The organism is Arcticibacter svalbardensis MN12-7 (assembly GCF_000403135.1).
GTDB lineage: Bacteria > Bacteroidota > Bacteroidia > Sphingobacteriales > Sphingobacteriaceae > Arcticibacter > Arcticibacter svalbardensis.
Map to the genome: position 1 here is coordinate 1 of NZ_AQPN01000077.1, position 13,805 is coordinate 13,805.

The window sequence follows — 13,805 nt, forward strand, 5'->3', positions numbered from 1 at the left end:
ATTATCTGTTTTTTGATGAACCATTTGTGTATTGGTACTAGTTTGAACTGTATTAGTATTTGAATTAAAATCCAAACAGGTTATTTGTTCAAATAAAGATTAACTGTTTTCTGTTTCAGTAACAGCTGATAGTTCGTTGGCTGGTTCAGCGGTTTTAGCTACAGTCTTTCTTGGTGCACGTTTACGAACAATAGGAGTCGCGGCAACTTCAGCTGCTGCTGATTTGCTTTTTGAAGGAGTTCTTGGCTTTCTTGTGGTTGGTGTCTTTTTTTCTGCAACAGGGGCTACTTCAAAAGAATTAACTTCATCTTTAATTGCTTCTGCATCAGCTTGAACAGTTTTAGTAAGTTCCGCTTTAGAGATACCTTCTTTTTTAGCTAATTTTTTAGCAATAAGGGAAACTGCTTGTTTAATTTCCTTAGTCACTTTTTTGGGATCTTTTCCCTGACTAATAATGCTTTTAGTAATCTCAGCTGTTAACTGTTCTTCAATAGACTTGCTAATTGATTTTCTTGCTTTTTTTACAAGTGATTTTTGTTTATCTTTTTTCATTGAGTTTAATATTTATAAAACATGAGCACCATGTTATTTATAGATGCTTTTTAGGGGATGATTATAAAGTAATAATTTAATTCTAAATCTGATACAATAATACATGAATAATACCTTAATTTAATATTATCATTATGTTAATTATTTCACACTTGTAATGTTTGATTAATTATAAATAGATATACAGTTTAATAAGAGATAAACTATTTTTTATAAATCTTACTTACCTTTGCAACCCTTTTAAAGGGGTTGAAATATGAGGTCTGAAGCAACAAAAACAATACGATTAGCATTGCCTATTATCATAGGTGAATTGGCTCAGATGTCACTTCATCTTATTGATGCGGCTATGGTTGGAGCGATCAGCTATAAACAACTCGCCGCGGCGGCTTTAGTGTTGAACACCCTAAATATACCTTTTGTATTTGGAATTGGAATTACCATCTCTGTTTCGCAAATGGTTTCTATGGCTCATGGAAGAAGAGATGGCCAACTTGTCTCCCATTATTTCTTTAATGGATTTTGCTTATGTGCATTGTCTGCTATTTTGATCTCCTTATTATTGGTATTTGGTCGCAATATATTGTATCACTTAGGACAAGATCCTGAAGTGGTTGTGTTGGCATTGCCTTTTATGAAGCTGATGGGACTGTCTATCATTCCTATGTTGCTATTCATGACCTTAAAGCAGTTTACTGATGGACTAGAATTTACACGCACAGCTATGATGCTCTCCTTAATTGGTTTGCCCATCAATATATTTCTAAACTGGGTACTGATTTATGGAAATCTAGGGTTTCCAAGACTGGAACTTTTGGGTGCAGGGTGGGCTACATTAATTACACGGTCGTTGATCTTTATCATTCTGGGACTGGTTATTTTAAAACATTCCACTTTTAAAAGATATGTAATGGTAGCTAAAAGTCAATGGAAAATCAGACCCCAGACACTTAAAGAATTGCTGCATATTGGTATTCCCAGTAGTTTGCAAATGGGTATGGAAGCAGGAGCATTTGCTGTGTCAGGTATAATTATCGGGACATTAGGAGCCGTTTCTCAAGCATCTCATCAAATCGCATTAAGTTGTGCCTCTTTTACCTTTATGGCGTCAATGGGACTTGCTCAAGCTGGTTCTATTCGTGTAAGTAATGCCTTTGGTCGTATGGATTTTAAAATGATTTCCAAAATTGGAAATACCACATTGATTACGGCATTATTTTACGGGATCTTTTGTGCTATAGCTTTTACTGTATTCAGGTTTCAGTTGCCTGAATTTTTCAATACCAACAAAGATGTTTTGGAATTAGCATCAACCTTACTGCTTTTTGCAGCCGTATTTCAGATCTCTGATAGTACACAGGCAATTGGTGCAGGTTTGTTGAGAGGGATAAAAGATGTAAAGGTGCCCACTATTTTGGTGGCCATTTCTTATTGGGTAATCGGCTTGCCTGTGGGTTATGTCCTGGCATTTCAATTTAAGATGGGCGCTTCAGGTATGTGGTTAGGTTTAATTACCGGACTTACGCTCGCTTCTGTATTTCTTGTTATCCGATTTCTGAAGATGTCTAAAAGGAACCTGATAGCTCCAAAATAGGGCAAAAAAAAGCATCTGCCGAATGACAGATGCTTGTACAATGATCTATGTGTTATTAAATAACTTCTACATTCACCGCATTAAGGCCTTTTTTGCCTTTTTCAACTTCATACTTTACACGATCATTCTCACGAATTTCGTCTACAAGTCCTGTTGAATGAACAAAAATATCAGGTTCACCGCTAGCTGGTACGATAAATCCAAAACCCTTAGTTTCATTAAAAAATTTTACTGTTCCTTCGTTCATTATATTGAATTTTTATAAAGGCGCAAGATATAACTATTTATCTGATAAATAATCCTTTAATTGTCAAATTAATGTAGAAGAATTTAGATTTAAAGTTCTTTCCTAAGTCGTGCTACGGGAATATTCATAGCCTCTCTGTACTTTGCTACGGTACGGCGTGCAATATTATACCCCTTTTCTTTGAGTATTTCCGCAAGCTTTTCGTCCGCTAAAGGATGTCTTTTATTTTCATTGCCAATGCATTCTTCCAGTATACTCTTCACTTCTTTATTGGATACTTCATCTCCATTTTCAGTTTGGATAGCTTCCGAAAAGAATGACTTAAGTAAAAAAGTGCCAAATTCTGTTTGCACATATTTGGAGTTGGCTACCCTGGATACGGTTGAAATATCCATACCAATGCGGTCGGCAATATCTTTCAGAATCATTGGTCTGAGGTTCCTGTCATCACCGGTAAGGAAATAGTCATACTGGTAATGCATAATCGCATTCATAGTTTTCAATAAGGTCTGTTGACGTTGTTTAATCGCGTCAATAAACCACTTTGCCGAATCTAATTTTTGTTTAACGAACTGTACCGCTTCTTTTAACTTTTTATCTTTTTGTGCAGACTTATCATAATGCTGGAACATCTCCTGGTAGGAGCGGCTCACTTTAAGTTCAGGAGCGTTTTGCGAGTTTAATGTTAAAACCAGGAAACCTTCTTTATTACTGATATGGAAATCCGGGATAATCTGAAGCTGTTTGGTAGTTACTGCTTCTGAATCACCCGGTTTAGGGTTAAGTTTTAAAATTTCAGCTATAATTTCTTTGAGCTCAATCGAATTTACATTTAGCGACTTCTCGAGTTTATCGTAATGTTTACGTGTAAACTCATCCAGATAGTCTTCTACGATCCGGATTGCTTTTAATATAACGAGATTTTGCTGATCCTTTTTTCGGAGTTGGATGAGTAAACACTCTTGTAAATCGCGGGCACCAATGCCAGGCGGTTCGAAGTTCTGAATCACTTTGAGCATTTCTTCCACCTCTTCCTCTTCAGCAAATACATTTTGTGAAAAGGCAAGGTCATCAATAAGTGAGGTAACCGAACGACGTAAGTAACCATCGTCATCCAGACTTCCTATCAGTTGTTGGCCAATCTGGAAGTCCTTATCTGATAAAGGAATGAGGTCCAATTGTTCCTGAAGGTTTTCGTAAAAAGAGCTTTGAACAGCAAAAGGAATCTCTTTTTTATCCTCTTCGTCATCACTGTTTTTGTCGTATTTAGAACTGAAGTCGTTTAAATTATCATCTTGAAGGTAGTCGTCTATGTTAAATTCATCATAGTCTTCCGATTTCTCTTCATGGTCGAAAGTATCATCCGGGTCTTTATCCGGATATTCTTCAACAGGATCATTCTGATTCGCAAGACTTAAATCTTCCAATGCAGGATTTTCTTCCAGCTCTTCTTTAATACGAGCATCTAAAGATACAGTTGGCACCTGTAAAAGCTTGATGAACTGGATCTGCTGAGGAGATAGCTTTTGAAGTAGTTTCTGTTGTAGATTTTGTCTTAACATAAATAGTGTGCCAAAATTACGTATTTTATTTAAATCATAAATAATTTTGATTCTAAATATACGAAGACAATTCGCAATTTGAGCAGAATCAGCTTTTGTTTATCTTTACAACATGTTTACAGGTATTGTTGAATTCACAGGTCAGGTTACTGCCTTACAAGAGGATAAGGGGAATTTGAATATTACAGCTTCTTCGCCTTTCTCTGATGAGCTTAGAATTGACCAGTCAGTTGCTCATAATGGAGTTTGTTTAACTATTGTTTCATTGGATGAACATACACATACCGTGACAGCAGTAGAAGAGACCTTACAAAAATCTAATCTGGGTGCTTTGGCTATAGGCGATTTTATCAACCTGGAAAGATGTATGCAGATGAATGGCAGGCTTGATGGACATATCGTACAGGGACATGTTGATCAAACTGCAATTTGTATAGCTGTCAATGAATTGGAAGGGAGTTGGTTTTATACTTTCGAATATGATTCCTCAACCGGAAACGTTACGGTAGAAAAAGGTTCAATTTGCGTAAATGGTGTTAGTCTCACTGTTGTCAATTCGGAAGAAAATCAATTTTCTATTGCAATAATTCCCTATACGCATGAACATACCAACTTCAAACAACTTAAGCAGGGTGATACTGTTAACTTAGAATTTGATATTATAGGCAAGTACGTGGCCAGATTGTTAAATAAATAATGCAGGGATCCAACTTTAAATAACTTAATCAGGAATTATAAATAATCACCTGCCATCTGAACGCCCATTTCCATTCAATTTTATATTTGTTCACTCCTGCTTTTGCCAGCAGCGACTTCAATTCATCTTTTTTAAAGCTCCGTCTTACGGATAATGGGCCGTCATTGCGCATCATCTTATTGGGAATGACGACAGTGAAAATAGCAATCAGGGAGTAATACAAAAGCCAGTGACGGTGTAAGTCTGTGACTATAACCCCTCGTTTAGCCGTTTTTACCATTTTCTTAATTAGTTGAACCCAGGCATCATCTTCAAAATGATGTGTAAACAGACTCGATAAGATGATATCAAACTGATTATCCTTTAAATCAGTACTCATTACATCAGTCTGGATGTATTTGATGTTCAGATAATTGCTAGTTGCTGTGTGTGCAAAAGACAGAACTCCTGCTGAGGCATCCACTCCAGTTAACTTTAAAGGTAATTTTCTTTTTTTTGCCCAGTCAGCTATTGCTTTCAAAGCATCTCCACCTCCGCATCCCCAGTCACTAATATGATTCTCTGATTGTACCGGAAATTCCTTCAATGCTTTAATTAAACTAGCATGACCGCCAAACCATGCATTTAGGTTACCCAAGCCTTTAAGTACAGGATCAAGCTCAGTTTTAGGTAAATCAAAGTCATCCATAATTTCGTCAACACCACGAATACGCTTGCTAAAGTCAACCATATATTTTTATTTTAAGAGTCCAAAAGGTTTACCATGAGTGCGTTTTATTAAGTAGGCGGCCATCGCTGGCGAACCATTCATTAGATGTATAGCCAGGTTCATCAAGGTGTTATTTCCAAACATAGATTGCAATTTGCGCCCGGTCCATAATCGCTTTGCAAATTGCTTATTCCAAGCCTCAATATAAGATTGCTCCATTTTGTTTCGCCGCTCTAAAGAAAATGCAGATCCATCTTTATAGCTGCGTATAATTATTTCAGAGAGGATTTTAGCTGAATGAATGGCCATCGTCATCCCGTTGCCACATAAAGGGGCAATCATTCCGGCTGTATCGCCACTCATCAAAATATGCTGTTCTACCGGTTGCTTTTTCTCAAAGGATATTTCGTTAATCACCTCGGGTTTATCCATGAGCATCTCTGCGTTTTTAAATAGAGCCTTCTGATAAGGGTTTTTGTTTATGAGTCCTTCCTGCAAATCTTGCAGGTTGCCATATTGACGTAAATCATCGCGATGGGCTAATGAGCAGATGCAATAACGGTCATCCTCAATTTTTGATACCCCACAATATCCATTTTTAAAACTATTCAGCTGAATTAAATTATCCGGAAAATCAATTTTAGCATGGATCTTTATGCCGATATACGGACTGCGATGATGAAAAAAACTTCGGTTTAGCTTGCTATCCAGGTTAGAGCGTTTGCCAAATGAACCAATAACCAATGGGGCAGTAAGGATCCGATCAGGCAAAGTAACCTCAAAGCTGTTTTGAATGAATTGAATATTCTCCACACGTGTATCAAGCATAAAGGTTACACCCATGGCTTTGCACTTATGATAGAGATACTGATCAAAGGTATATCGACTTAATCCAAAACCACCCAGATCAAGTTGTTGTGCAAATTTAGCTCCTGAAGTGGCAGTCACTTCCAGTCGTGTAATATTCGATGCATGAAGAGTAGTGACATCAATATCCAGTTCCTTAAAAAAGGGGAGGACTTCATTGGAAATATACTCACCGCAAACCCGGTGGAAGGGATACGACTTTTTTTCTATAACGGTAACTTGTAAGCCAGCTTTGTTCAGTAATAGCGCATTAAATAAACCTGCTAGTCCACCGCCTGCAATAATTACGTCGCACATCCTTTAACAAACCTTAAGAACCATACCTTCAACAGTTAAACCTGGCCCAAATGCAAAGCTCAAAACACGTTGGTTGGATAACATTCCGGCATTTAAGATCTTTTGCAACACAAATAAGATGGTGGCTGATGACATATTACCATATTTACGCAAAACCTCATAAGCAAAAGTGTTGCTTTCTTCAGGTAGTTCTAAAGATTCCTCCACAGCTTCCAGGATCTTTTTACCTCCCGGATGAATAGCATACAATTCAATTTGCTCTTTTGTGAGTCCAGCCTTTTGAAGTAAGCGGTCTGTAACCCCTTTTATATTTTTCCTGATCTGCTTGGATACTTTAGAAGTAAGTTTCATTTCGAAACCCGTGTTGCCAACAAACCAGCCCATTTCATGACGACTTTCGGGTAAAAACTCAGAGTAAAAATTTTCAATCATGAGGCCTGTCCCGTTACCTGATTGATTATCAGAATGCTCAATGAGTGCAGCAGCAGAGCCATCAGAAAAAAGAGAATTAGCAACCCAGTTATCTAAGGTGTTCGTCTTTTGGAAGTGAAGTGTGCATAGCTCAACAGAAACCAGCAATACCTTGGCCTTTGGATCAGCTCTACAAATATAATCGGCCGCTTTCAATCCGTTAATCGCACCATAGCAACCCATGAAATTAATACAAGTGCGTTCGGTGGTGCGTTTAAGTCCCAGCTGTTCCACCAGATCAACATCAATTCCCGGGGCATACATTCCGGTACAGCTAACCGTGATCAAATGGGTTATTTGCTCTGTTATTTGATCGTCAAAATGAGAAAGACATTTTTGAGACGCTTGTAAAGCTATTTTAATGGCTTTTTCCTGATAGATTTGAAGTCGCTTGTGGGTAGTTACAAATGGTTCGAGATCAGCAGAAGGTTCAAAAAATGTAAAATCAACCGGTTGAGCATCGAAATCATCAATCACTGAATAGCGGTAATTAATACCGGAATTATCATAAATGCTTTTTAACCGGGCGGCATGGTCCGGACTAAGAGCAAAAGCATTTACCATAAAAGAGTATATATTTTGTTGAGAAAGCCGGTTTTCCGGATTAGCAATTCCTATTGCGCTGATTAAACTACTCATCTGCTATATTTAGTTTATTGATTGACCTACATATAGTATTGTGAAGTAGTATTCATATCATCAATATTATAAGTGTGTGTATCCGATAAAGCATCAGAACTGTGATTTGTTTTTCAATAAATTGTCATTTAAAACTGTAGCAAATTTGATTTTGCATATTCAGAACAGTAAAGTACTATTGATTTTTATATTACGTTATTATAAATAGTGCTAGTAATGGAAGAGTAATACTTAGGTATTAGAAGAAATTACTTGGTGAGTTTTGGAATTTGTAGTAGAATTGCTTTTTAAGCTATGAAATTGATAATAAATGTTAAAATGTGTTAAAATATTTGCAATTGTCAATATTATAACGATATTTGTATCAACAAGTTCTTAAAGGCTTTTAAAATACTGTAGGGTGGTGAAATTGGCAGACACTCCTCCTTGTCCCGGTGGCGGAGATCATGGGAAATCCGGAAACGGTTTAACCACTCTTTGAAGGTTCGATTCCTTCCCTTACAGCTCCTTTCAATAATTTAGGTTTATAATTGGTTAGTTTGAGCTCTCGCCCATCGAGAGCTTATTTTTTTGCCTAAATTTTCGGTTTATATAATTTTCATAAAAGCGAATTCCCTATTACTTTATTTACATATAATTACATTTTATTTTTAAATATTTGCAACGTATTGGTTATGTTATTATCTTTGAGTCAACAAATGGTTATCAGTTTGTTAATTATACTGTAGGGTGGTGAAACTGGCAGACACACCTCCTTGTCTCGGTGGCGGAGATCATGGGAAAACCGGAAACGGTCTAACTACTCCTTGGAGGTTCGATTCCTTCCCCTACAGCTCCTTTCAATAATTTAGGTTTATAATTGGTTAGTTTGAGCTTCCGCCCATCGGGAGCTTATTTTTTTGCCCAATTTTCCTGATAGATAAAATCCTCAACAGTTTGAATTTCAGATATATAAAATAGGAGATAACTCCGAATGGGAAACGTAATGCGTAGGGCTGAGGTACACTGTTTACTTTTGTCTCGTTCCTTGGTGTTCCTTTGTAGCTTCGTCTGGAGTCGAACAAGCAAGGGAGCGCCAAGGGTTAACCAACGAACAACCATCAAAGCATGTATAAAACAGAGTCGTTCACTTCCCATTCTATAATGGAGGTTAATCTTGTTCGATACCGCAAGTGATTTTGGAAGCCGATAAGTTGAGTTTAAAATCTGCTTTAAAAAAGCAAAGACCGGCATTCGCCGGTCTTCCACTACTTAAACTCCAACCCCTTGGTTCTTTTATGCAGAGGGATTCTGCATTATAATTTAGTTCTTTCCAAATGGAATAGATAATAGAGGAACTTTACTACGTGAGGCCATTGCACAGGTTTTGCTTCTGTGAAGCAAGGAATCCCATAAGCCATGTTTTTGTGGTACCATCACAAGCAAATCTGCATTAAATTCTTTTATGCCTTTTTCAATGCCTTCAATGATGCTACAGCCATCAATATCTCTGTAGGTGTGATTTAATCCGCTGAAGCTTTCGTCGTGAGGATGTAAGCCTGCAAGTTCTTCTACTAAAACAAGATCAGCTTTTTTTAATAATTTTTGTACATGAAGTACCTGTACTTCTGCGCTCATTTCAGCTGCAATCTCTTTTAGCTTAACTAAAGTTTTGCTGGCTGAGTGACAGTTATCATCACAAGCAAATAGTATTTTACTCATGCCTTTGAATTTCGCGTCTATGGGTACTACCAGTACGGGGTATTTGGCATGATGAATGATTGATGTCGTGGTATTTCCAAATAATCTTTGGTCTAACGTTTCTCCCCTCATTCCCATAACAACCAAATCGGCGTCGTATTCAACAACTAAGCGATCTAATTCGGACTGGATTTCAGAAAGTTTACTTATACATTCAACTGGTACATCGTATGTGCATTTGGTTTTCAAAGCAATGTATTCTAATGATGCTTTGTTTGATGCGATAATTTTTTCAATTTCTGATGCTGGCAATAACGTGTTTGCAGCATGTGGAGGAATGACAAAAGAGTTATATAAAACTAACTTAGCGTTTGTGCATCTGGCAAGAGCAGCTGCATATTCAAGCGCATTGTTTGCATCTTTAGAGAGGTCGGTGGCTACGATTATAGTTTTCATAATCTTCGGGGTTTTTGTTGATGTAAAGTTAGGCAGGTTGCACTGAAGAAAAAATGACAATGATTACTAAATAAGGTAATATAAGTCGTTTGATTGGCTTAAATCAAGCAAAATGCTCCTTTTAGAGCGAAGATTTAGGAATATTTATTCCAAAATCTATTCTAAAAGGAGCATTTAATAGGTGATCTGCATAATGATTTGGTATGCTAAACTATTATGCTAAACATATAAGGAGGATTTTAATTCCTCATATTGATATATTGAAGAGGTTGGCCAAAGTTTTCCATACGGCATAAGGTAATGACAGCCTGCAGGTCATCGATCTTTTTAGCCTGAACTCTAACTTGTTCATCCATGATGGAAGCTTGAACTTTTAGTCCACTGTCTTTTATTTTTTTAATGATTTTTTTTGAGGTTTCCTTATCAATGCCTTCTTTAATTTTGATCTCTTTCCTGATCATATTACCGGATGCGTATTGTTCTTTTCCGGTTTCAAGCGCATTGGGGTCCAGTCCTTGTTTAACCATTCTTGAGATAATGGAATCCAGAATGGCTTTCAGGCGCATATCGTTCTCGGTCACTACTGTAATTTCATTGGTCTTCTTATCCAGATCCACTGTGCTCTTTGAATCATTAAAGTCAAATCTGTTTAAGATCTCTTTTTTTGCGGTATTAATCGCATTATCAAGAGTTTGAGCATCTATCTTACTTACAATATCAAATGAAGGCATATTATGTGATTTAAAAAGACGAAATTACAGATTTTAAGCTCAATTACTAGTTTGTGAGCGATTAATTGTCAGGCATGTTTTATAAAATGACTCTATATGGCAATTAAACAGTATGCAAGGTGTTAGGTTTTTTTATTATTGAATTATAGTTTAAATAGCTATTTACTACGAAGCAAGTTTTTTCAGAATGCGTTAAAACACTAAACGCGCTTTTATGCTTACTAATTAAGACGCCTGACAACATACAAGGCAATTATTTAATATTAAATTAACACTAATATGCGCAGATTTGCGTCATTCGGTAGCAATACCGGAATCTTATTTATATAAATGGCTAAGGTAAAAATTCAACTTACTAATCGGGAAATCAGTTGGTTATACTTCAATGAGCGTGTATTGCAGGAAGCTGCAGATATCTCGGTTCCTTTAATTGAAAGAATTCGTTTTCTGGCAATCTTTTCCTCAAACCTGGATGAGTTTTACCGGGTTAGAGTTCCTACATTGAGTAAGTTGTCCAATATAAATGAGAAGGCTAAGGAACTTTTGGGTTATAACCCCAAAAAGATCATTAAAGAAATAAAAGAAATTGTTGTCAACCAGGAGCGTCGCTTTGATGATCTGTATGAGAATGGCATTATAAAAGAACTGGAAGAAGAACGGATCTTTATTATCAATGAACGACAGCTAAACGTGAAAAGAGGGGAGTTTTTAAGAAGCTACTTTAGAGATAAGCTTTTGTCTACTCTGGTACCGATTATGCTGAATGAAAATAAACCTTTTCCGGAGTTGAGGGACAGAGCCATTTATTTCTTCGTACGCCTCAGTAAAAAGGATAAAAAGGAAAAATCACAATATAGTTTAATTGAAATTCCGCTTAAGAGTCTGGAGCGATTTATTGTACTGCCTGAAACGAATAATTTGAAGTATATCATCCTGCTGGATGATATTATCCGTTATTGTCTGGACGATATCTATTTTATTTTTGAATATTCTTCCATAGAGGCTTATTCCATACAGCTAACGCGTGATGCGGAGTTAACATTGGATACGAGTATCAGCGAGAAGTTTATTGACACCCTAACAAAGAGTTTGCAGAAAAGGAAAAAGGGCAAGCCCATGCGTTTGTTATATGATAATAATATGCCTCTGACTATGTTAAACTATCTTGTTGCCAAACTTGATCTGACGGCAGATGGTTTAATTCCTGGAAGCAGATATCATAATTTCAGGAACTTCATTAGTTTTCCTAATGTTGGCCGGGCTGAACTGGAATATCATAAAGATGCACCTCTTCCGGTTAAGGACCTTGATCTTGGTAAAAGTATTTTTAGCCAGATTGCTAAGCGGGATTACCTGATTAATTTACCTTATCAGTCTTTTGATTACATTATTCACTTTTTGCGTGAGGCGGCCATAGATCCTAAGGTTACGGAAATCAATATTACGTTGTACCGTCTTGCCGCTAATTCAAGAGTCATTAATGCCTTGATTAACGCGGCAAAAAATGGCAAAAAGGTAAATTGTCTGGTTGAATTGAAGGCCCGTTTTGATGAGCAGAATAATATTTACTGGATGAATAAACTCGAGGAAGAGGGGGTTAATGTGAGCTATGGTTTGCAGGACTATAAGGTGCACTCCAAAATCTGTTTGGTTACCCGTATGGAAAAGGGTAAGGCAGTTTATTATGCTAGTCTGGCTACGGGTAACTTCAACGAAAAAACTTCTAAGTTATATGCAGATCATAGCATTTTTACGACACATCAGGGTATTGGCAATGAATTAAAGCGCCTGTTTAGAGGGTTGGATAAAAAGGTGTTTTATGATGATTATAAATTCCTTGTGGTATCGCCATTGGAAACCCGGAATAAGGTGTATGGGCTTATTGCTGATGAAATAAAAAATCAGGCACAAGGGAAGCCTGCCTTTATTATTTTAAAGATGAATAGTTTGGCCGACGAGGCGATGATAGGGAAGTTGTATGAAGCCAGTAATGCAGGGGTTAAAATACAGTTAATTGTTCGGGGCATGTGTTGCCTGATTCCCGGCATTGCGGAAATGAGTAAAAATATTGAAGTAATTAGTATCGTGGATAAATACCTGGAGCATGCACGGGTATGGGTATTCGGCAATGGGGGGAATGAGAAGGTCTTTTTATCATCTGCCGACTTTATGACCCGTAATCTGGATCAGCGTGTGGAAGTAGGGTTCCCCATATTGGATGCCGAAATAAAGAAGGAGTTGCTGGACATCATTCACATCCAGCTGCTCGATAATACCAAGGCCAGAGAAATTAATGCATCAAATACAAATCGGTATCACCGGACGGATGAGGGAGTAAAACACCGCGCCCAGATTGATATATATACATATTTAAAAAACAAATTATTATCGTGAGATATGCAGCCATTGATGTTGGATCAAACGCCGTTCGTTTGCTCATTGCAGACATAATAGAAAACGGATCAGAAATAACTTTTAAAAAAAATACATTTATACGAGTGCCATTGCGCTTGGGAGACGATGCTTTCCTTGATAAAAAGATTGGGGAAAAGAAGTCTGACGATCTTGTCAAGACCATGTCCGCATTCAAATTATTAATGGATGTGTATAAGGTTAAAGAATACATGGCATGTGCTACATCGGCAATGCGAGAAGCAGAGAATGGTGCGGAGCTTATCAAGCGGATTAAAACAGAAGGTGACCTGATTCTTAAAATTGTAGAAGGAGCGGAGGAAGCTAATATTATTTATTCAACACATATTGCAGAGCGTTTAGACCTCAATAAAAATTATCTCTATATTGATGTAGGTGGAGGTAGTACAGAGCTGTCCATCTTTGTTCAGGGTAAAGTAGAAGATTCAAAGTCCTTTCCTATCGGAACGGTGCGGATGCTTGACAATGCAGATATTCCGGAAACATGGGATGAGATGCACACCTGGATTAAAAACCATACCCGCATTTATAAAAACCTGGTTGGGATTGGTACCGGGGGAAACATCAACAAGTTATTCCGCCTATCGGATGAAAAAGATGGTAAACCACTTAGTATTTCCAAATTAAATGAGATCTATTCGCAATTAAATGCGTACTCCTTGAAAGAGCGTATCAGTGTACTGGGCTTAAATCATGACCGTGCGGATGTAATTATTCCCGCCTCAGAGATTTATCTTACTGTCATGAAATGGGCATCAATTAAACAGATCTATGTGCCTAAAGTAGGTATGGCAGATGGTATTATTCAAGTTTTAATAGATAAATATTTAAAAGCCTAGTTGGTATGTCTATTTTTGGGCATATAAAAAT

General features: G+C 37.2%; 12 protein-coding genes and 2 tRNA genes. 6 read left to right on the forward strand and 8 right to left on the reverse strand.

Annotated elements, in window-relative coordinates; all coding sequences use genetic code 11:
* Window positions 1-99: 99 nt before the first annotated feature.
* Window positions 100-552 (reverse strand): hypothetical protein, encoded by a 453-nt coding sequence (locus tag ADIARSV_RS09240; protein ID WP_016195221.1) that lies wholly within the window; start codon window positions 550-552, stop codon window positions 100-102.
* 256 nt (window positions 553-808) lie between these two features.
* Between ADIARSV_RS09240 and ADIARSV_RS09245 the strand changes: the two genes are divergently transcribed.
* Complete coding sequence (locus ADIARSV_RS09245; protein ID WP_016195222.1) at window positions 809-2,146, forward strand: MATE family efflux transporter; 1,338 nt, start codon at window positions 809-811, stop codon at window positions 2,144-2,146.
* A 55-nt stretch (window positions 2,147-2,201) separates the two neighbouring features.
* Here the strand turns inward: ADIARSV_RS09245 and ADIARSV_RS09250 are convergent, their stop codons facing one another.
* Window positions 2,202-2,393, reverse strand: a complete 192-nt coding sequence (locus tag ADIARSV_RS09250; RefSeq protein WP_016195223.1) for a cold-shock protein — start codon at window positions 2,391-2,393, stop codon at window positions 2,202-2,204.
* Between the two features lie 89 nt (window positions 2,394-2,482).
* Window positions 2,483-3,955, reverse strand: a complete 1,473-nt coding sequence (gene rpoN / locus ADIARSV_RS09255) for an RNA polymerase factor sigma-54 (protein ID WP_016195224.1) — start codon at window positions 3,953-3,955, stop codon at window positions 2,483-2,485.
* Window positions 3,956-4,067: 112 nt separating this feature from the next.
* Between rpoN and ADIARSV_RS09260 the strand changes: the two genes are divergently transcribed.
* The gene (locus tag ADIARSV_RS09260; protein ID WP_016195225.1) at window positions 4,068-4,652 is read left to right on the forward strand and encodes a riboflavin synthase; all 585 of its coding nucleotides are present in this window, start codon (window positions 4,068-4,070) and stop codon (window positions 4,650-4,652) included.
* 28 nt (window positions 4,653-4,680) lie between these two features.
* On the opposite strand, the gene ADIARSV_RS09265 is transcribed toward ADIARSV_RS09260, so the two are convergent.
* From ADIARSV_RS09265 to ADIARSV_RS09275, 3 genes are read right to left on the reverse strand one after another with little or no spacing between them, the layout of a single operon-like run.
* The gene (locus ADIARSV_RS09265) at window positions 4,681-5,382 is read right to left on the reverse strand and encodes a methyltransferase domain-containing protein (RefSeq protein ID WP_016195226.1); all 702 of its coding nucleotides are present in this window, start codon (window positions 5,380-5,382) and stop codon (window positions 4,681-4,683) included.
* A gap of 6 nt (window positions 5,383-5,388) precedes the next feature.
* Complete coding sequence (locus ADIARSV_RS09270) at window positions 5,389-6,525, reverse strand: NAD(P)/FAD-dependent oxidoreductase (protein ID WP_016195227.1); 1,137 nt, start codon at window positions 6,523-6,525, stop codon at window positions 5,389-5,391.
* Between the two features lie 3 nt (window positions 6,526-6,528).
* Entirely contained in the window at window positions 6,529-7,635 is a 1,107-nt protein-coding gene (locus ADIARSV_RS09275) for a type III polyketide synthase (protein ID WP_016195228.1), read from the reverse strand.
* A 394-nt stretch (window positions 7,636-8,029) separates the two neighbouring features.
* Between ADIARSV_RS09275 and ADIARSV_RS21485 the strand changes: the two genes are divergently transcribed.
* Both ADIARSV_RS21485 and ADIARSV_RS21490 read left to right on the forward strand, forming a co-directional pair.
* Window positions 8,030-8,139, forward strand: a tRNA-Asp gene (locus tag ADIARSV_RS21485).
* Between the two features lie 219 nt (window positions 8,140-8,358).
* A tRNA-Asp gene (locus ADIARSV_RS21490) sits at window positions 8,359-8,468 on the forward strand.
* Between the two features lie 469 nt (window positions 8,469-8,937).
* Here ADIARSV_RS21490 and ADIARSV_RS09285 read toward each other — a convergent pair.
* Together ADIARSV_RS09285 and ADIARSV_RS09290 are read right to left on the reverse strand one after the other, a co-directional pair.
* Window positions 8,938-9,771, reverse strand: coding sequence for a universal stress protein (locus ADIARSV_RS09285; protein WP_040299656.1), 834 nt, complete (start codon window positions 9,769-9,771; stop codon window positions 8,938-8,940).
* A gap of 239 nt (window positions 9,772-10,010) precedes the next feature.
* Window positions 10,011-10,502, reverse strand: coding sequence for a YajQ family cyclic di-GMP-binding protein (locus ADIARSV_RS09290; RefSeq protein ID WP_016195231.1), 492 nt, complete (start codon window positions 10,500-10,502; stop codon window positions 10,011-10,013).
* A gap of 330 nt (window positions 10,503-10,832) precedes the next feature.
* Here ADIARSV_RS09290 and ppk1 point away from each other — a divergent pair, with 330 nt between their 5' ends.
* Together ppk1 and ADIARSV_RS09300 are read left to right on the forward strand one after the other, a co-directional pair.
* On the forward strand, window positions 10,833-12,896 hold the full coding sequence (gene ppk1 / locus ADIARSV_RS09295) for a polyphosphate kinase 1 (protein ID WP_016195232.1): 2,064 nt from the start codon (window positions 10,833-10,835) through the stop codon (window positions 12,894-12,896).
* Window positions 12,893-13,774 carry a Ppx/GppA phosphatase family protein gene (locus ADIARSV_RS09300; RefSeq protein WP_040299658.1) on the forward strand — a complete coding sequence of 294 codons (882 nt, stop codon included), beginning with the start codon at window positions 12,893-12,895 and terminating at the stop codon, window positions 13,772-13,774. Before ppk1 ends, ADIARSV_RS09300 begins: the two co-directional genes overlap by 4 nt.
* Window positions 13,775-13,805: the final 31 nt, after the last annotated feature.